The sequence below is a fragment of the uncultured Sneathiella sp. genome, assembly GCF_963976355.1.
GTDB lineage: Bacteria > Pseudomonadota > Alphaproteobacteria > Sneathiellales > Sneathiellaceae > Sneathiella.
Genome location: NZ_CAXBKA010000003.1, coordinates 522,263 through 539,847 on the forward strand (window position 1 = coordinate 522,263; position 17,585 = coordinate 539,847).

A 17,585-nucleotide genomic window follows, 5' to 3' on the forward strand; every position below is an offset into this window, starting at 1 on the left:
CGCTATACAGTTGGATTTTAATGACAAACACAGATCCCATACGATTTGCCCATCGGCATCTCCTCGATATCGCGCGGCTCAACGCGGGCGATATCAATCAGATTCTCACCCTTGCCGAACATTACGCCGAACAGACCCGGACCCCGAACAAGAAGCAGGACCTCCTGCGCGGCAAGACCCAGATCAATCTCTTCTTTGAAAATTCAACGCGGACACGCACTTCGTTCGAGCTGGCGGGCATGCGCCTCGGCGCCGATGTGATCAATATGTCCGTCGGCAGCAGTTCCGTAAAAAAAGGCGAGACCCTTATCGATACGGCCATGACGCTGAATGCCATGCATCCGGATGTTCTGGTGATCCGCCATGGTGATTCGGGCGCGCCGCATCTGCTCGCGCAGAAGGTCGATTGCGCCGTTATCAATGGCGGCGACGGCAGCCATGAACATCCAACCCAGGCCCTTCTCGATGCGCTCACAATCAAGCGCCGCAAAGGGCGGTTGGAAGGTCTGATCGTCGCCATCTGCGGCGATATCCAGCACAGCCGCGTTGCCCGCTCCAACATCGCGCTGCTGAATATCATGGGCGCGCGGGTCCGCATCGTCGGGCCGACAACGCTGATCCCCTCCAACGCCGCGAAACTGGGCGTGGAGGTGTATAACAAGATGTCCGAAGGGCTAAAGGATGCGGATATCGTCATGATGCTGCGGCTGCAGACCGAGCGGATGCAGGGCTCCTTCGTGCCGTCGATCCGCGAATATTTCCATCTCTTCGGGCTGAATGCGGAAAAGCTTAGCATCGCCAAGCCGGACGCACTGATCATGCATCCGGGGCCGATGAACCGGGGTGTCGAGATCGACTCTGAGATTGCCGATGACCTCAATATCAGCGCCATTTCGGAACAGGTGGAGATGGGGGTCGCCGTGCGCATGGCTTGCCTCGATTTGCTGACACGGGAGGGCGCGCCATGACCGGACCGGTGCATGCCCTCATCAACGCCCGCCTGCTCGACCCGGCAACCGGAACCGACACCTTAGGCGGCCTGCTGATCAAGAACGGGACCATTCTCGACTGGGGCAGCCATATCACGGCGGACGCCCTGCCCGGCGGCGCCAGCGTCGAGGATTGCGGCGGTCACTGCCTCGCCCCCGGCCTCGTCGATGCCCATGCCTATCTGTGCGAGCCCGGCAAGGAGCATCGCGAAACCATGGCAACCGCCGGACTGGCGGCGGCGGCGGGCGGCGTGACCACCATCAATGCCTTCGCCGCGACCGAGCCGGTCATCGATGATCCGGCCATTGTCGAAATGGTGATGCGGCGCGCGAAAAACACCTGCGCCGTCAATGTCTGTATCACCGGCGCGCTCACCAAGGGATTGCAAGGCGAGGAAATGGCGGAAATCGGCCTGCTATCGGAGGCCGGTGTTGTCGCCGTCAGCGACGGGCAGTTCGCCATCGAGAGTATCAACCTGATGCGCCGCGCACTTGCCTATGCCAGCATGTTCGATCTTCCCATCATCGTCCATGCCGAGGATCCGGCGCTGGCGGCCGGGGGCGTCATTACCGGCGGTCGCACCGCCACCTTCATGGGGCTCAAATCCATTCCCTCCTGCGCCGAGGCGATTCTGGTGGAACGCGATATCCGGCTGGTGAAGATGACCGGTGCGCGCTGGCACGCGGCGCATTTGAGCACGCGCGACGCCCTCGATACCATACGGCGGGCAAAAAATGACGGGCTGAAAGTCACCGCCGGCACGGCGCCGCATTATCATGCGCTCAACGATCTGGAACTTGGCGAATACCGCACCTTCGCCCGCGTCTCCCCGCCGCTCCGCGAGGAGGAGGAACGCCTCGCCGTGATCGAGGCGATCAAGGACGGCACCATCGATGTCATTTCATCGCAGCATCTGCCCCAGAGCGCGGACAGCAAACGCGTGCCCTTCGCGCAGGCGAAGCCCGGCGTTATCGGGCTCGAAACCATGCTGCCGGTCAGCCTGCGGCTCTATCACAACGGCGATGTCGATCTGTTGAGGCTGCTCCATACCATGACGGTCGCCCCGGCGGAACTGCTCGGGCTGGAGGCGGGACGGCTCAAAAAGGGCGCGGATGCCGATATCATCCTGTTCGATACAGAGCGGCCCTGGCAGGTGGACGGCGATCTGCTCAAGTCAAAATCCAAGAATACCGCGTTTGACGGCCATCTGTTACAGGGCCGCGTCCTCAAGACTTTCGTGCGCGGCACCCCCGTTTTCGAGCTATAGGAGGCAACGACATGCCCGATCCGCTTGGTGATTTCAGTCTGACCTGGCCATATTATGCCGCCGCCCTGATCGGGTATCTGGTCGGCTCCATCCCGTTCGGGCTGGTGCTCACCAAAATGGCCGGGGTTGGCGACGTCCGGAAAATCGGCTCCGGCAATATCGGCGCCACCAATGTGCTCCGGACCGGAAACAAGGGCCTCGCGCTCGCCACCCTCCTTCTCGACGGCGGCAAGGGCGCGGTTGTTGTCGTCCTCGCCAATATCTTCTTCACACAGGACTATGCAGTGCTGGCGGGTAGCGGGGCCTTTATCGGCCATCTCTTCCCGATCTGGCTGAAATTCAAGGGCGGCAAGGGCGTCGCCACCTTTATCGGCGTCATGCTGGCCCTGAGCTGGCCCGCCGGGATCGCCGTCGCCCTGACTTGGCTGCTGACGGCGGTGATCTTCCGCATGTCATCGCTTTCGGCGCTTGTCGCGGCGGCGCTCGCGCCCGTCTATCTGTATTTGCTGAAAACCAACCTGCCGATCGGCGGCACCTTTTATGGCGATAGCCAGCGCGTTGAGGTCGCCTTCTTCATGGCCGTGCTGATTTTCATCCGCCACCGCGAGAATATTGCCCGCCTCCTGAAAGGGGAAGAGCCGAAAATCGGCAAAAAGAAATCCTGACCTTAGGTTGAATATATTTTCCTCACCACTTACTTAAAAGGGAAATTATGGTGGGGAGAGGACAATGGAGACCGACGGGAAGCCGCATAGCGCAGATGAGAATATCCGCCGCCTGAGAAAGCTGCAGCAGGATGCCCACCGCACTTTTCGCGAGCAGATCATCCGCCATCGGGCCGAGGTGGTCGCCCGGCAAAACGAGTTCCGGGAGAATTTCCCGCCGCCGATGGCCGAGCCCGCGCCCGCAGAAAACGACTCCGGCGAAATAACCCGACCGGCAGAGACATCAGAACCGTCTGTTCCCATCGAGAATGATGAGGCTCTCTCCGATCTAGTCTTCCCGGAAGAGACACCGGAAATGCCTGCCTCCCTTGCCCCGGAAAACGCACTGCCGGACGTGGTCCTGCCCGAGGGGACAACGGGCCATCCGGAATTAATTGCCCCGGAAACAGTCCGCGCTCCGTCGAGAGTGGAAAGAGACCGTCTTGCCCGGCGCCGCAGCCTCCGCTTGCAGGCCCGCCGCGCGCCACCCCCCACCCAGAGAAGGCGGGATATGGCCGAACCGGACTCCAAATATCAGACCTCCGTGAAGGAATCTGCTGCGCCACCGCCATCAGAGCCGGAGGAGGAGCTGAGCATAGAGGACCAGAAGGTCCTCGATGAGATCGAAATTTTCGAAACGCTGTGGCAAAAGAAAGAGGCTAGGGAGGCCCAACCTCCCTCTCCACCGCCGCAGACCAGCAAGAAACGCAGGTCCTTCTTCGGCAGCCTGTTTGACATGTCGCCGCATTTCAGGGACGCACAGACAGAAGACGAAGAAGAAAGATTCTGATAAAATCCTCCTAAACGCGCAGAGGACCGCTTAAAATTCAATTGACGCGATTGACAGACTTCTGTCATCTTCCACCAATGGATGAAAAACGCGAACTTACAGCGGAAGAGCGGCTGGCCTGGCTGCGCCTGATCCGGTCGGAAAATGTCGGACCGATCACCTTTTTCCAGCTTCTGGGCCGGTTCAAGACGGCGGCGAACGCCCTTGAGGCCCTGCCGGAGCTTGCCCGCAAGGGTGGCCGGAAAAAGCCGATCCGCATCTGCCCGCTGGCTGAGGCAAAGCGCGAAGCAGAGGCGCTCTCCGCCTTCGGCGGACGGCTGCTCGCCGCCTGTGAGCCTGACTATCCGCCGGCGCTGCGTATGATCGCCGATCCGCCGCCGGTGGTCTCGATCAAGGGTCATGCACAGCTTTTGAACCGCGATATCATGGCCATTGTCGGTGCCCGCAATTCCTCCGCCGTCGCCATCCGGCTGACGCAGGAGATCGCAGGCGGGCTGAGCCGGGGAAATATTGTCATTGCCTCCGGCCTTGCCCGCGGCATCGATACGGCGGCGCATCAGGCATCACTCAACGGTGGCACCATTGCGGTGGTCGGCGGCGGGATCGACTATCCCTATCCGCGGGAAAACAAGGGGCTGCAGGAACAGATATATGAACAGGGCTATGTGATCGCCGAGCAACCCTTCTCCACGGTGCCGCAGGCCCGGCATTTTCCTCGCCGCAACCGGATCATTTCCGGCATGGCGCTCGGCGTCCTGGTAGTCGAGGCGTCCCCCAAGTCGGGATCGCTGATCACGGCGCGCATGGCGCTGGAACAGGGGCGGGAAATTTTTGCGGTGCCCGGCTCGCCGATGGATCCGAGGGCCCGGGGCACCAACAACCTGATCCGGAGCGGGGCGACCCTCACGGAAACCGCCGATGATATCCTCGACGCGCTCCAGAGCATCCGCTCCCGCCCACTGAAGGAGCCGGAACAGCCCCTGTTGCCCTTTGGCGAACCGCTGCAACCGGAGGAGCAGGAGCTTGACCGGGTGCGCCCCGATGTCATCGAATTCCTGAGCCCCACCCCCATCGCGATCGACGACCTTATCCGCCTGACAAATCAGCCGCCCGCCGTGATTTTAACGATTTTACTTGAACTCGAACTGGCAGGCAGAATAGAACGCCATTTCGGAAACAGGGTTTCCATCGCCCCCTAGCGTCTCTATATATGACGGAATGGCGGCCGTGTGTAAGGCCCGTTAAAACTAGAAAGTCTTCGGAATTATTATGAACGTAGTTGTCGTCGAGTCACCTGCAAAAGCCAAAACCATCAACAAATATCTGGGGAAGGACTACACCGTTCTGGCGTCCTACGGGCATATCCGCGACCTGCCGTCGAAAGACGGATCGGTGGAGCCCGAGCAGGATTTTGCCATGCATTATCAGAATGATGCGAAATCCGCGAAGCATATCAAAGCCATCGCCGACGCGCTGAACGGTGCGGAAAATCTATACCTCGCCACTGACCCGGACCGCGAGGGAGAGGCCATCGCCTGGCATGTCATGAAGGTGATGGAGGAAAAGAAGAAACTCAAGAACGCGAAAGTCAGCCGCGTTGTCTTTAACGAGATCACCAAGCGCGCCGTGCTGGAGGGAATCGCCAACCCGCGCGAGCTGGACATGAACCTCGTCAATGCGCAGCAGGCCCGCCGGGCGCTTGACTATCTTGTCGGTTTTACCCTGTCGCCGGTCCTCTGGCGCAAGTTGCCGGGTGCGAAATCGGCAGGCCGGGTGCAGTCTGTCGCGCTCCGCCTGATCTGCGAGCGGGAACTGGAGATCGATGCCTTCAAGCCGGAGGAATACTGGACAATCGATGCGGATTTCCTGACCGGCAACAAGGACAAGATCACCGCGCGCCTCACCCATCTTGCAAACAAGAAGCTCGATAAATTCTCGCTCCCCGATGCCGACACGGCGACAGCGGCTGCGGAGAAAGTCCGGTCTGGGGATTTCTCGATCTCCGATGTCACGCAGAAACCGGCGAAACGCCATCCCTCCCCGCCCTTCACCACCTCGACGTTGCAGCAGGAAGCCTCCCGCAAGCTCGGATACGGGGCGAAGCGGACAATGATGGTCGCGCAGAAGCTCTATGAGGGCTTCAACCTTGGCGGCGAGACGCAGGGCCTGATCACCTATATGCGGACGGATGGCCTCAGCCTCGCGAATGAGGCGGTCGAAGGCGCCCGCGCTGTCATCGCCAAGGAATACGGCAAGGAATATGTGCCGGAAAAACCGCGCTATTACAAAGCCAAATCGAAGAACGCGCAGGAGGCCCATGAGGCTGTCCGCCCGACGGACCTGTCGCGGACACCGGCGATGGTCGCGAAATATCTCGATTCAGAGCATCTGCGCCTTTATGAGCTGATCTGGAAGCGCACCGTTGCCAGCCAGATGGAAAGCGCCCAGCTTGAGCGCACCACCATTGATTTCAGTGACGGCGAGGGCCAGACCTTGCGCGCCACCGGCAGTGTCGTCCGCTTTCCGGGCTTCCTGAAGCTGTATGAGGAAGGCCGCGACGACGCCCAGGATGACGAAAACGGCAACCGCCTGCCGCCGGTCAAGTCCGGCGAGAACGTCGATACGGATGTCGTCCGCGAAGACCAGCATTTTACTGAGCCACCGCCCCGCTACTCCGAAGCCAGCCTTGTGAAAAAGCTGGAAGAGCTTGGCATCGGGCGCCCGTCGACCTATGCCTCGATCATTTCGGTGCTGCAGGACCGCGATTATGTCCGGATTGAGCAGAAACGCTTTATCCCGGAGGACAAGGGACAGCTGGTCACGGCGTTCCTCTCCTCCTTCTTCACGCGTTATGTGGAATATGACTTCACTGCGCAGCTGGAAGAGCGACTGGATGACGTGTCCGCCGCGAATATAGATTGGAAGCAGGTTTTGCGCGACTTCTGGTATGACTTCAACCTGTCCGTCGAGGGCACGGCGGAGCTGCGCGTCACAGACGTGCTGGAGGAACTGAACCGCGTTCTCGCGCCGCATGTCTTCCCGCCGACCGAGGATGGCAAGGACCCCCGCGCCTGCCCGAAATGCGACGATGGCCGCCTCAGCCTGAAAACCGGGCGCTTCGGTGCCTTTATCGGCTGTTCCAACTATCCCGACTGCCGCTTCACGCGCAAGCTCGGGGATAATGCGGAGGACACGGACACCACCGCCGACGAGGGGCCGAAGGAAATCGGCATTGACCCCGCGACCGAACTGATGATCACGCTCCGCAAGGGGCCCTACGGTCCCTATCTGCAACTGGGAGAGCCTGAGCCCAAGAAAAAGCCGAAACGGGTCTCGATCCCGAAGGATATTCCGCTCGAATCTATTGACTTCGACCTGGCGGTCCAGCTCGTCGGCCTGCCGCGCGAAATCGGACCGCATCCGGAGACCGGCAAGATGATTACCGCCGGGCTCGGACGCTATGGCCCCTATGTCGAGAGCGAGCGCAAATACGGCAAGCTGTCGAACAGCATCGAAGTGCTGACCGTCGGCATGAACCGCGCAGTTGAACTGCTGGCGGCGGCAAAGACACGTGGTGGTGGCGCAGGCCGGGCGGCACCGCCGCTCCGGGTTGTCGGACAGCATCCGGACGACGGGGCGGATATCAATGTGAAGGATGGCCGCTACGGCGCCTATGTCACCCATGGTGGCATCAACGCGACGATCCCGAAGGATGCCGATCCGATGACGATCTCGCTGGATGATGCCGTGAAGCTGCTTGCCGAGCGGGCGGAGAAAAGCGGCAAGAAGCCGAAGCTCGCGAAGAAAGCGACAGCGAAGAAGAAGGCCCCGGCAAAGAAAAAGCCGGCGGCGAAAAAGAAGGCGCCTGCGAAAAAATCGACCGCAGCCGCAGAATGACTGGCCGTAAACTGGCAGAAAACAGGATATTTTGAGTCCAAAAACCGGAGATAAATCCCACCTGCCGACCAAGGAACAGGTGCGCGTCTTCATAGAAGAGAGCGAAACGCCGGTCGGCAAGCGGGAAATCGGCAGAGCCTTCAACATCAAGGGCGCCGATCGCATTTACCTGAAGAAAATCCTGAAAGAGCTGGTCGAGGACGGCCAGCTTGAACGCGGGCGAAAACGCGAGCTGGCACCGGTCGGCGCGCTGCCCTCCGTCGCCGTGATCGAAGTGGACCATCTGAACGAAGACGGAGAGGCCGTCGCCCGCCCGGTCAGCGCCGGGGACGGCCCGCCGCCGATCATCCATTTCGCGCGGACGGACGGCAAGGCCCGCGCCCATGCCCCCGGCGTCGGGGATCGCCTGCTGGCGCGTCTTAACCGGTTGAAGGACGGCAGCTATGAAGCCCGGATCATCCGCCATCTGGAGGCGCGCTCCAGCCCCGTTCTCGGCGTCTATAGCAAGGTCGGCAAGGACGGCCGCGTGCAGCCGACGAACCGCAAGCTGAAAAAGGACATTATCATCCGCGAGGGGAATTCCCTCGGCGCACAGACCGGGGAAGTCGTACTCTGCGACATCCTGCCAGGCAAGGTCCACGCCCTTCCCGAAGGCCGCGTCAAGCAGCGGGTCGGCCCGATGGGGGACGCCGCCTCCCTCAGCCTGATCGCCATCCATGCCCATGGCATTCCCGATGAATTCGGGGACGATGTCATCAAGGAGGCGCTGGCGGCGAAGCCTGTAAAACTCGGGAAAAGGACGGACCTGCGCGGCCTGCCGCTGATCACCATAGACCCGGCGGATGCCCGCGATCGCGACGATGCCATCTGGGCTGCGGCGGATGACGATCCGAAAAACGAGGGCGGCTGGCAGATAATCGTCGCCATTGCCGATGTCGCCCATTATGTCACCGATGGTTCGGCACTCGACAGATCGGCCCGCAAGCGCGGAAACAGCGTCTATTTCCCTGATCGCGTCGTGCCGATGCTGCCCCATGAACTGTCCAGCGATCTCTGTTCCCTGCATGAGAATGTCGACCGGCCGGTTATGGCGGTGCAGATGTGGTTCGATGCGGAAGGCAACAAGCTCCGCCATAAATTCATGCGCGGCCTGATCCGCAGCGTTGCCTCCCTCACCTATCGGGAGGCCCAGGATGCCCATGACGGCCACCCGAACGACGTGACGGAAGCCCTGCGGGACGAGGTGATCGAACCGCTGTATAAAGCGTTCGAAGCCCTCAAGAAAGCCCGCGCCAAGCGCCAGCCGCTCGACCTTGACCTGCCGGAGCGCCAGATCGAGTTTGGCGAGGACGGCTTTATCAAGGCGGTCCATAAAAAGGAACGCTTCGCTGCCCATCTCCTGATCGAAGAATTCATGATTCAGGCCAATGTGTCGGCGGCGGAAACGCTGGTGAAGATGAAGCAGCCCTGCATGTTCCGTGTCCATGAACCGCCGACCGCCGACAAGCTGGTCGGACTGCATGAAACACTGGCCGAGATGAATATCCGTTTCGCCAAGGGACAGGTGGTAACCACGGCCAGCTTCAACCGCGTCTTGGCGCAGGCGGATAACGAGATCGACCGGGAGCTGGTGAGCTCGCTGGTGCTCAGAAGCCAGTCGCAGGCGGTCTACAGCCCGGAAAATCTCCATCACTTCGGCCTGCATCTCAGCAATTATGCGCATTTCACCTCTCCGATCCGCCGCTATGCCGACCTGCTGATCCATCGCAGCCTGATCGCGGCACTGAAGCTGGGAACGGACGGGCTGAAGGAGGAAGAAGCCGCCGCCTTCACGGAAATCGGCACCGATATTTCCGCAACCGAGCGCCGGGCCATGGTGGCGGAGCGGGAAACCAACGACCGTTTCACCGCGGTCTTCCTCGCCAATAAGGTCGGCGAGATTTTCCAGGCGAAGGTATCGGGCGTCACCCGGGCCGGACTGTTCCTCAGCTTCGATGACACGGGCGCCGATGCACTGGTGCCGATCTCCTCTCTCGGCAATGACTTTTTCAATTTCGATGCGGACAAGCATATGCTTGTCGGCAAGCGCACGGGCGAGACTTTCCGTCTTGCGGACCGTCTCTCCGTCCGGCTGCGCGAAGTCGATATCGTGACCGGCAGCATGATCGCCGAGGTCATCGACGGCCGCGATGGCGGCAAGACGGAAGCAGGGTCGTCAAGACGTCCGCCACCACGCCGATCCGCCAAGCCGGACACGACGCGGAACGTGAAGAAAAAGAAGCGCACGCTGCCCAAGGGCAAGAAACGGGCACAGCGGCGGAAAGAACAGGGCTGACTCTGCGGCAGAGTGTCGCAAAGCCTTTTTCCGCATACTCTCCATCGCCAGATAATGGTATCTTTCGAGGGAAAGTTGAGAAATAATGCCAATGATGACTGCCGCTAAAGAAGAACGATCCGTTGGTCAGGCCATGCTGAATGGCCTGCGTCAGCGCTGCCCGAAATGCGGGGCGGGCCGGATGTTCCACAAATATATCAAGGTTAATCACAGCTGCGATAAATGCGGCGAGGAATTGCATCATCAGCGTGCGGACGATGCCCCGCCCTATTTCACCATGCTGATCGTGCTGCATTTCGCCATGTCCGGCCTGGTCGCCGTGGAACAGATCTACAGCCCAGCTACCTGGATCCAACTGACAATCTGGATTCCCGTATGTCTGGTGTCGGCGCTCTGGATGCTGCCAAGGATAAAAGGCGCCCTGATCGGCATCCAGTGGGCCCGCTACATGCACGGCTTCGGCGGCGATTTCACGTAATCACTCTGGACTTGCGGCGTTGCCCGGTGCATATTCGGGTAAAAAGTGAAAGTGCCAGAAAATGACTACCGAAAAGAAACGTTCCGTCGCGGAAAGCCGGACAGACGGAAGTAAAGCCCCCCGCCCGAAAGATGCCGCGACCCTCATCCTGTACCGGCAGAGCAGCAAAAACACTGAAATCCTGATGGGAGAACGGAGCGGACGGCACAGTTTCATGCCCAATACCTATGTTTTTCCGGGTGGGCGCGTCGACGCCAGCGACGGTCGTATCCCCCCTGCGCGGGACCTGCGCGATGATGTCATGGCCCGCCTTGTCCGGGGCGGCTGCTCACCCGCCCGCGCCCGTGCCCTTGCCGTCGCCGCCATCCGCGAAACCTTCGAGGAGACGGGCCTGCGCCTTGCCGAAACCTATCCGGCGCCCCGCCGCTCCCGCGTTGCCATCTGGAATGACTTCGGCACCGCGACCTGCGGGCCGGACCTGTCCAAACTCGACTATATTGTCCGGGCCGTCACGCCACCGTCGCGCAAGAAGCGCTTCAATACGCGGTTTTTCGTCGCTGATGCCGAGACACTGGAAGGCACCATGAAGGATTCGAGCGAGCTTCTGGATTTGCGCTGGGTTACCATCCCAGAGGCCCTCAATCTCGACATTCCCCTGATCACGGAGCATGTCATCGGTCATCTGGATACGTTCCTGAAAACCCGTCCCGAGCGGGACGCCAACCGCCCTGTTCCCATGTTCCAGATGCGTCATGGCAAACGGATTTTTGCGGAAGAATGACTTCCCACCCCCCAAAGCTGCGACCGGTGAGACCCCGGCATGCTGCCAGCCTTGTCATTTATGACCAGCGGCCGGACGATCTTTATGTCCTGATGGGCCGCCGCGCCAAGAGCCACAAGTTCCTCCCCGATGTCTATGTTTTCCCAGGTGGCCGCGTCGACCGGGCGGATGCAGATGTAACACCGCTGGCCCCGCTGGCACCGGAGATCGAGCAAATGCTCTCCCGGCCCGCCGGTATGGCGCATGCGGTGGCCACGGCGGCGGTGCGCGAAACCCATGAGGAAACGGGCCTCGTCATAGGCGATGTGAAAAACGATACACTTCTGCCGGACCTTTCCCGGCTGGATTTCATTGCCCGTGCGATCACGCCACCCAAAAGCCCCATCCGCTTCAATACGCGGTTTCTGACGCTGGATGCGAAGCATATCACCGGCGGCGATCTCGGCGGTTCCGGCGAATTGATCGATCTGCGCTGGATCCCCTTGTCCGAGACCCACCATGTCCCGCTGATCGACGTGACGGAATTCGTGCTGGAAGAAGTCGACCGGAAAATCAAGCGTGCCACGGCACCGATGCCGCGGGAGGGCTCTGCCGTTCCTCTGTTTACCTATCTTCGGGACAAACCCTTTATCCGCAATTTCGACAATGACTGAGACCCCGCCGGTGGATAACCGGCGCGCCCTGGTTGCCATCATCGCGGCGGCGACGATCATGGGTGTCTCCTTAAGCCTGTCGATCCCGCTTGTCTCCCTGAACATGGAGAGATGGGGCTATGGCAGCGACGTGATCGGGCTGATGGGCTCCCTCCCGTCCCTGACATTCCTCTTTGTCTCTCCGGTACTGCCGGCGCTGACCCGTTTCTTCGGATCGGGCAAGATGCTCTGGTCCTCCCTCCTACTGGCCGCCTTTTCGATCTGGGCACTGTCGCTCTCGAACAATATTTACCTGTGGTTTTTCCTGCGCCTGATGATCGGCCTGTCCATGGCCGTCCTGTTCACCATCAGCGAGACCTGGCTGAACAAAATCGCCGATGAGAAAAGCCGCGGGCGAACGGTGGCGATCTATATCTCGGCGATCACCCTCGGATTCGCGTTCGGCCCGGTGCTTATCAATTTCATCGGCGCCGAAGGAAGCCGGCCGTTTGTCATCTCCGCGCTCATTGTCCTTGCCGGCGGGCTGGCCTTCCTTCCCGTGGGAAAACAGTTTCCCGATCTTGGCGAAAAAGGCAGCTATTCGATCTTCTCCTTCGTCAGAATCGCTCCGATGATCAGCGCCGCAACGCTGCTCGTCGCCTTTTTTGACGGCTCGGTGCTCACCCTGATGCCGGTCTATGGCGTCAAGAACGGGCAACTTCTTGAAACCTCCGTGCTGATGACAAGCGCCCTGCTGGCGGGGAATATCCTGCTGCAGTTGCCGATCGGCTGGCTGGCCGACCGTTATAATCGCGGCTGGGTGATTCTCGGCTGCGGCATTGTCGGGGTGGTTGGCGCGCTGCTTCTGCCGTTCGTGGTCCTCAACCATTATCTGCTGTGGCCGTTGTTGATTATCTGGGGCGGCGGCGTGGTCGGCACCTACACAATCGCCCTCGTCGTCATGGGGCAGCATTTCAGGGGCGGTGACCTGATCATCGCAACCGCCGCCGTCAACATGTTGTGGGGCCTGGGCGGGCTGTTCGGACCGACTCTCGCGGGCACGGCCATGGAGATGTATGAGCCGCATGGCATGCCGCTCACCTTTGCCGTGGCCTGCGCCGCCTTTGTGCTTATTGCCGCGCTACAGCTCCGGCGGGACGGCAGGGGATAAAAAACGCGCAATTAACAAGCTCGCGCTTGACTTCGCCGATTAAATCCGTATTTTCCGGGCTTCGATATTATTTACTTCCGCGCATTTGCGGAAGATGACTGGAGTTTCGGACATGGCTAAGCCGACAACATTGAAAATCAGGCTGGTAAGCACAGCGGACACGGGTTTCTTTTACGTGACCAAGAAAAACCCGCGGACGATGACGGAAAAGATGGTTGTGCGCAAGTATGACCCGGTTGCCCGCAAGCATGTTGACTTCAAGGAAGCCAAGATCAAGTAACCTGCCTACCGCATAAATGAAACAGGCCGCAGTTTTGCGGCCTTTTTTGTGGGTAAGTTTCGGGATCAAGCCTATCGCGCGGCAACACCGGACGATTTGGCGAAGGCCGTCACGGGGCATGGGGCAACGACAACCCGGTTCCGCCCGTCCCTCTTCGCTTTATAAAGCGCCTCATCCGCCCGTTTCAGCAGGCTGTCGGCCTCTTCCTGCTCCTGCGAGACCGTTACGCCGATGGAGCAGGTCAAATCAAGCTCCAGCTTGTTATTGCTCACAACAAAGGGTTTGTCGGCCATCTGTCGACGTAGACGTTCCGCGACGGTGGAGGCCATCGACAAGTCCGTGTCCGGCATCACGACAACGAACTCCTCGCCGCCATAGCGGCAGGCAAGATCGATCCCGCGGATGCTCATGCCGATGCGGGCCGAGAATTCCTTGATCACATCATCGCCGACATCATGGCCATGGGTATCATTCACCGGCTTGAAGAAATCGATATCCAAGATCATCAGGCAAACCGGCTTGTAGTCCATTTTCGCCCGTTGCAGCATGGCATTCAGGTGATTGGACATATAGCGCCGATTATAAAGCCCGGTCAGGCTGTCGGTCACCGCAAGTTCCATACTGCGGTGGAAATTATCCCGAAGCCTGTCCTGATACTGCTTGCGCAGGATTTGCGTGCGGGTCCGGACAATCAGCTCATTGGTATCGATCGGGCGCATGACATAATCATTGATGCCGATATCCATACCCCGAAGCAGCTTGTCCTTGTCTGATTCATCGACAAGGGTCAGGATCGGCAGATGCCGTGTTTCATCCGAGCTGCGGATACGGGAACAAAGACGCAAGGGATCATGGGTCGCGGAATCAAGGCTGATCACAGCGAGATCATAATCGCCGCCGCGCAGGAGAACCTGCGCCTCCTGCATGTCCGGCTCCAGCGTCACATCATAGGTTTCCGCATAGATATCAGTCATCAGGCGGACGGAGAATTCGTTATCGTCAATCACCAGAATGCGGGCGCGCTGGATGGCTTCTTCCTTGCGGTCGGACATGCTGATCACGCCAAGCTCGGAACTCGTCTCCTCACGCAGGCGGAATTCGTCCATCATCATCTTCAGCCGGAGAAGGGATTTCACCCGGGCAAACAGGGCAAGATCATCCACAGGCTTGGTCAGGAAGTCATCGGCGCCCGATTCCAGGCCCTGCACCCGATCCGCCGCTTCACTCAGGGCGGTGACCATGATAACCGGAATATGCGCTGTGCGCAGGTCCGCTTTCAGACGGCGGCAAACTTCGAACCCGTCCATCTGCGGCATCATCACATCGAGAAGAATGAGATCAGGTTGCTGTTCCAGCGCGATTTCGAGGGCATCGGGACCGTTATAGGCCGTCACAACGTCGTAATACTCGACCGACAGTTTTGCCTCGAGGATTTTAACGTTCGGAATGACATCATCAACGACCAGGATGCGTGCAGACATAATCTAGCTCAAAAACTCTTTTACTGTATTCAGGAAATTTTCGACGGAAATGGGCTTGGCGACATAGGCTTCGCAGCCTCCTTCGCGGATTTTTTCCTCATCCCCCTTCATGGCGAACGCGGTGACGGCAATAACAGGGATAGACTTCAACGCCTCATCCTCTTTGATCCATTTCGTCACTTCCAGCCCGGATACTTCTGGCAATTGAATGTCCATCAGGATCAGGTCCGGCGAGTGCTCCCGCGCCAGTCCCAAGGCTTCCATTCCGTCCTTGGTCTGGATCGTCTTATATCCATGTGCTTCCAAAAGATCGTGGAACAGCTTCATATTTAAGTCGTTATCTTCGACAATCAACACTGTCTTCATGTTCAACTCATCCAATTCCCAATTTCAAATGCCGCCAAGATAGGAATAGTTCAGGGCGAACTCTGCTTCCTGTTTCCAATTTTCAGCACTTGAGACTATCATTGGATACCAATAAACAGAAATATGATTAAGTTTTCCTTACCGTTAACGGTTTCAGGGCGTAGAAAGTTTCATGAATTACGAAAAATCCGAGATTGTTGCCCTTCAGGCACTTGCCTTTATTGCCGGAAGCGAGAAAACCATGAGCTGGATGCTGGCGGAAACCGGTGTGGATCCCCGGAATCTCTCCCATTCCGCGGACAATGCGGAAATTCTGGCGGGTGTTCTTGATTTCCTGCTGGCCCATGAAGATATTCTGATCGATTTCTGTACGGAGGCGAATCTGGAGGCAACCAGCCCAGCGCGCGCGCGGCAGTTCCTGCCCGGCGCCCCGGTGGAGGATTACTGATCATGTTTACCGGCATCCACGACGACGTTCGCCCGCAGCTAGAGACCCTGTCCCTCGACCGGGAACGGCCTCTGGTCATCACGGACGCGGACGAAGTACTGTTCAATTTCATGGCTGGCCTAGAGGAATTCCTGGGAACTAGAGAGCTGTTTTTCGACTGGAGTTCCTTTGCGCTCACGGGGAATATCCGCCGGATCAGCAACAAACAGCCGATTGAGCAACAGGAAGTCGGCGCGTTGCTCACCGACTTTTTCGATCAGCGCTGCGCGCATCTTGCGGCCGTTGACGGTGCCGCCGAGGGACTGGCCACTCTCAGCGAACATGCACAAGTGGTCGTGCTCAGCAATGTGCCGCCGAAATATGCGGCCAAACGCCTGGAGGGCCTGAAAGGCAACGGCATGGATTTCCCGCTGATCGCCAATGTCGGCAGCAAGGGGGAAGTCGTCCGCTATCTCACCCACGACCTGAACGCGCCCGCCTATTTCATCGACGATATCCCGCATAACCACAGCTCGGTCAACCGCCATGCGGCGCATGTCCACCGGCTGCACTATATCGCCGATGACCGACTGTCTAAACTGCTGGGCCCGGCGGAACATTGCCACACGCGGCTCTACGGCTGGCCGGACATATGCGCTCATATCATCCGTCATATCGAGACGGGCGAGTATTGACGGGAGGGGAACATCGCCAGTCTCTGCCGCAACTGCCTCACGATCCTTGACGATGAAAAGCTGCGCCATGACAGACGTTGTACGAGCTGCCGTTCGCCGAGAACCCTGACCCATCCGGAGCTGTTCTCCCTCACCCTGGCGCATGTCGATTGCGACGCCTTCTATGCCGCGGTGGAGAAGCGGGACAATCCGGCGCTGAATTCGAAAGCACTGATCATTGCCCATGACAGCCCGCGCAGCGTTGTTTCCACCTGCTGCTATATCGCCCGCATGTCAGGCGTGCGATCAGCCATGCCGCTGTTCAAGGCGAAACGGCTCTGTCCCGATGCCACGATCATCCCACCGGATATTTCGAAGTATGCCGCGGTCAGCCGGGAAATCCGCGCCCTTTATGACCGGTTGACACCGGATGTAGAGCCGCTATCGCTAGATGAAGCGTTCCTCGATCTCGCGGGCACGGAGATGCTGCATCACCGGAATGCCGCGCAATCCATGGCCTGGCTGGCCCGCGAGATTGAGCGGGAAATCGGCATTACCGTCTCCGTCGGGCTCAGCTACAATAAGTATCTGGCCAAGCTCGCCTCCGACCTCGACAAGCCGAACGGCTTCGCGGTGATCGGCCAAGCGGAAGCCCTCAATTTCCTTGCTCCCCGCCCGGTCAGCCAGATCTGGGGCGTCGGCAAGGCCCTCAACCGCAAGCTGGCGAGCGAGGGGATCACCACCATCGGACAGCTTCAGCACCGGGAGAAGGCTGAACTGGTGGCACGCTACGGCGTGATGGGGGAACGGCTCTACCATCTCTCCCGCGGGGAGGACACCCGGCGGGTAAAAGCCGACCTCAAGGCCAAGAGCATCTCGGCGGAGACGACCTTCAGCACCGACATTGATGACATCGACATTCTCCTCGCCCGCCTCTGGCCGCTCTGCGAGAAAGTCTCGAAACGGCTGAAAGCGGCGAACAAGGCCGGAAAGACTATCACGCTCAAGCTCAAAACGGGAGATTTCAAAACCATCACCCGCAGCCATACCCTGTCCCAGCCGACCCAGCTTGCGGAAACCCTGTATCGCGAGGTCAAGCCGCATCTGGAAAAGGTCGTGCCGACACGCAACTTCCGCCTGATCGGCGTCGGGATCAGCAGTTTCGGCGAACTGGAAGATGCCGACCGGCCGGACCTGCTCAGCGCGAAAAGCGGCCATGACAAGGACGTCGAGACGGCCATGGACAAGCTCCGGCAGAAGTTCGGTGATGCTGTGATTTCCAAGGGCCGCGGCCTGACGGCCAAACGCTGAC

17 protein-coding genes are annotated in these 17,585 nt (G+C 59.5%); 15 read left to right on the plus strand and 2 right to left on the minus strand.

Going from position 1 to position 17,585, the window contains the following annotated elements:
- Positions 1 to 20 precede the first annotated feature (20 nt).
- From AAC599_RS09685 to rpmG, 12 genes are all read left to right on the plus strand, one after another.
- Positions 21 to 968: an aspartate carbamoyltransferase catalytic subunit gene (locus AAC599_RS09685; protein WP_340150199.1), complete on the plus strand. Its 948-nt coding sequence runs from the start codon at positions 21 to 23 to the stop codon at positions 966 to 968.
- Positions 965 to 2,257 carry a dihydroorotase gene (pyrC, locus tag AAC599_RS09690; RefSeq protein WP_340150200.1) on the plus strand — a complete coding sequence of 431 codons (1,293 nt, stop codon included), beginning with the start codon at positions 965 to 967 and terminating at the stop codon, positions 2,255 to 2,257. Before AAC599_RS09685 ends, pyrC begins: the two co-directional genes overlap by 4 nt.
- 11 nt (positions 2,258 to 2,268) lie before the next feature.
- Positions 2,269 to 2,922, plus strand: a complete 654-nt coding sequence (gene plsY, locus AAC599_RS09695) for a glycerol-3-phosphate 1-O-acyltransferase PlsY (RefSeq protein ID WP_340150201.1) — start codon at positions 2,269 to 2,271, stop codon at positions 2,920 to 2,922.
- Positions 2,923 to 2,986: 64 nt separating this feature from the next.
- A complete protein-coding gene (locus tag AAC599_RS09700) occupies positions 2,987 to 3,751 on the plus strand; it encodes a hypothetical protein (protein WP_340150202.1) in 765 nt (254 codons plus the stop codon).
- Between the two features lie 41 nt (positions 3,752 to 3,792).
- Positions 3,793 to 4,950, plus strand: a complete 1,158-nt coding sequence (dprA, locus tag AAC599_RS09705) for a DNA-processing protein DprA (RefSeq protein ID WP_340150203.1) — start codon at positions 3,793 to 3,795, stop codon at positions 4,948 to 4,950.
- 70 nt (positions 4,951 to 5,020) lie between these two features.
- Complete coding sequence (gene topA, locus AAC599_RS09710; protein WP_340150204.1) at positions 5,021 to 7,648, plus strand: type I DNA topoisomerase; 2,628 nt, start codon at positions 5,021 to 5,023, stop codon at positions 7,646 to 7,648.
- A gap of 31 nt (positions 7,649 to 7,679) precedes the next feature.
- Entirely contained in the window at positions 7,680 to 9,983 is a 2,304-nt protein-coding gene (gene rnr / locus AAC599_RS09715; RefSeq protein WP_340150205.1) for a ribonuclease R, read from the plus strand.
- A 91-nt stretch (positions 9,984 to 10,074) separates the two neighbouring features.
- A complete protein-coding gene (locus AAC599_RS09720) occupies positions 10,075 to 10,461 on the plus strand; it encodes a DUF983 domain-containing protein (protein ID WP_340150206.1) in 387 nt (128 codons plus the stop codon).
- Positions 10,462 to 10,522: 61 nt separating this feature from the next.
- Positions 10,523 to 11,242: an NUDIX hydrolase gene (locus tag AAC599_RS09725; protein WP_340150207.1), complete on the plus strand. Its 720-nt coding sequence runs from the start codon at positions 10,523 to 10,525 to the stop codon at positions 11,240 to 11,242.
- Entirely contained in the window at positions 11,239 to 11,895 is a 657-nt protein-coding gene (locus AAC599_RS09730) for an NUDIX hydrolase (RefSeq protein WP_340150208.1), read from the plus strand. The genes AAC599_RS09725 and AAC599_RS09730 overlap by 4 nt, the downstream gene beginning before the upstream one ends.
- On the plus strand, positions 11,888 to 13,045 hold the full coding sequence (locus AAC599_RS09735; protein WP_340150209.1) for an MFS transporter: 1,158 nt from the start codon (positions 11,888 to 11,890) through the stop codon (positions 13,043 to 13,045). The genes AAC599_RS09730 and AAC599_RS09735 overlap by 8 nt, the downstream gene beginning before the upstream one ends.
- 112 nt (positions 13,046 to 13,157) lie before the next feature.
- Entirely contained in the window at positions 13,158 to 13,325 is a 168-nt protein-coding gene (gene rpmG / locus AAC599_RS09740) for a 50S ribosomal protein L33 (protein WP_293950033.1), read from the plus strand.
- A gap of 71 nt (positions 13,326 to 13,396) precedes the next feature.
- Here rpmG and AAC599_RS09745 read toward each other — a convergent pair whose 3' ends face one another.
- Both AAC599_RS09745 and AAC599_RS09750 read right to left on the minus strand, forming a co-directional pair.
- Positions 13,397 to 14,806, minus strand: coding sequence for a PleD family two-component system response regulator (locus AAC599_RS09745; RefSeq protein ID WP_340150210.1), 1,410 nt, complete (start codon positions 14,804 to 14,806; stop codon positions 13,397 to 13,399).
- 3 nt (positions 14,807 to 14,809) lie between these two features.
- A complete protein-coding gene (locus AAC599_RS09750) occupies positions 14,810 to 15,172 on the minus strand; it encodes a response regulator (RefSeq protein ID WP_293962657.1) in 363 nt (120 codons plus the stop codon).
- Positions 15,173 to 15,344: 172 nt separating this feature from the next.
- Here AAC599_RS09750 and AAC599_RS09755 point away from each other — a divergent pair, with 172 nt between their 5' ends.
- Genes AAC599_RS09755 through AAC599_RS09765 form a run of 3 tightly spaced genes read left to right on the plus strand, consistent with a single transcriptional unit; the run spans position 15,345 to position 17,584 of the window.
- Positions 15,345 to 15,620, plus strand: coding sequence for a DUF3572 domain-containing protein (locus AAC599_RS09755; protein ID WP_340150211.1), 276 nt, complete (start codon positions 15,345 to 15,347; stop codon positions 15,618 to 15,620).
- Between the two features lie 2 nt (positions 15,621 to 15,622).
- Positions 15,623 to 16,294: a hypothetical protein gene (locus tag AAC599_RS09760; protein WP_340150212.1), complete on the plus strand. Its 672-nt coding sequence runs from the start codon at positions 15,623 to 15,625 to the stop codon at positions 16,292 to 16,294.
- Positions 16,295 to 16,306: 12 nt separating this feature from the next.
- Complete coding sequence (locus tag AAC599_RS09765) at positions 16,307 to 17,584, plus strand: DNA polymerase IV (RefSeq protein WP_340150299.1); 1,278 nt, start codon at positions 16,307 to 16,309, stop codon at positions 17,582 to 17,584.
- Position 17,585: the final 1 nt, after the last annotated feature.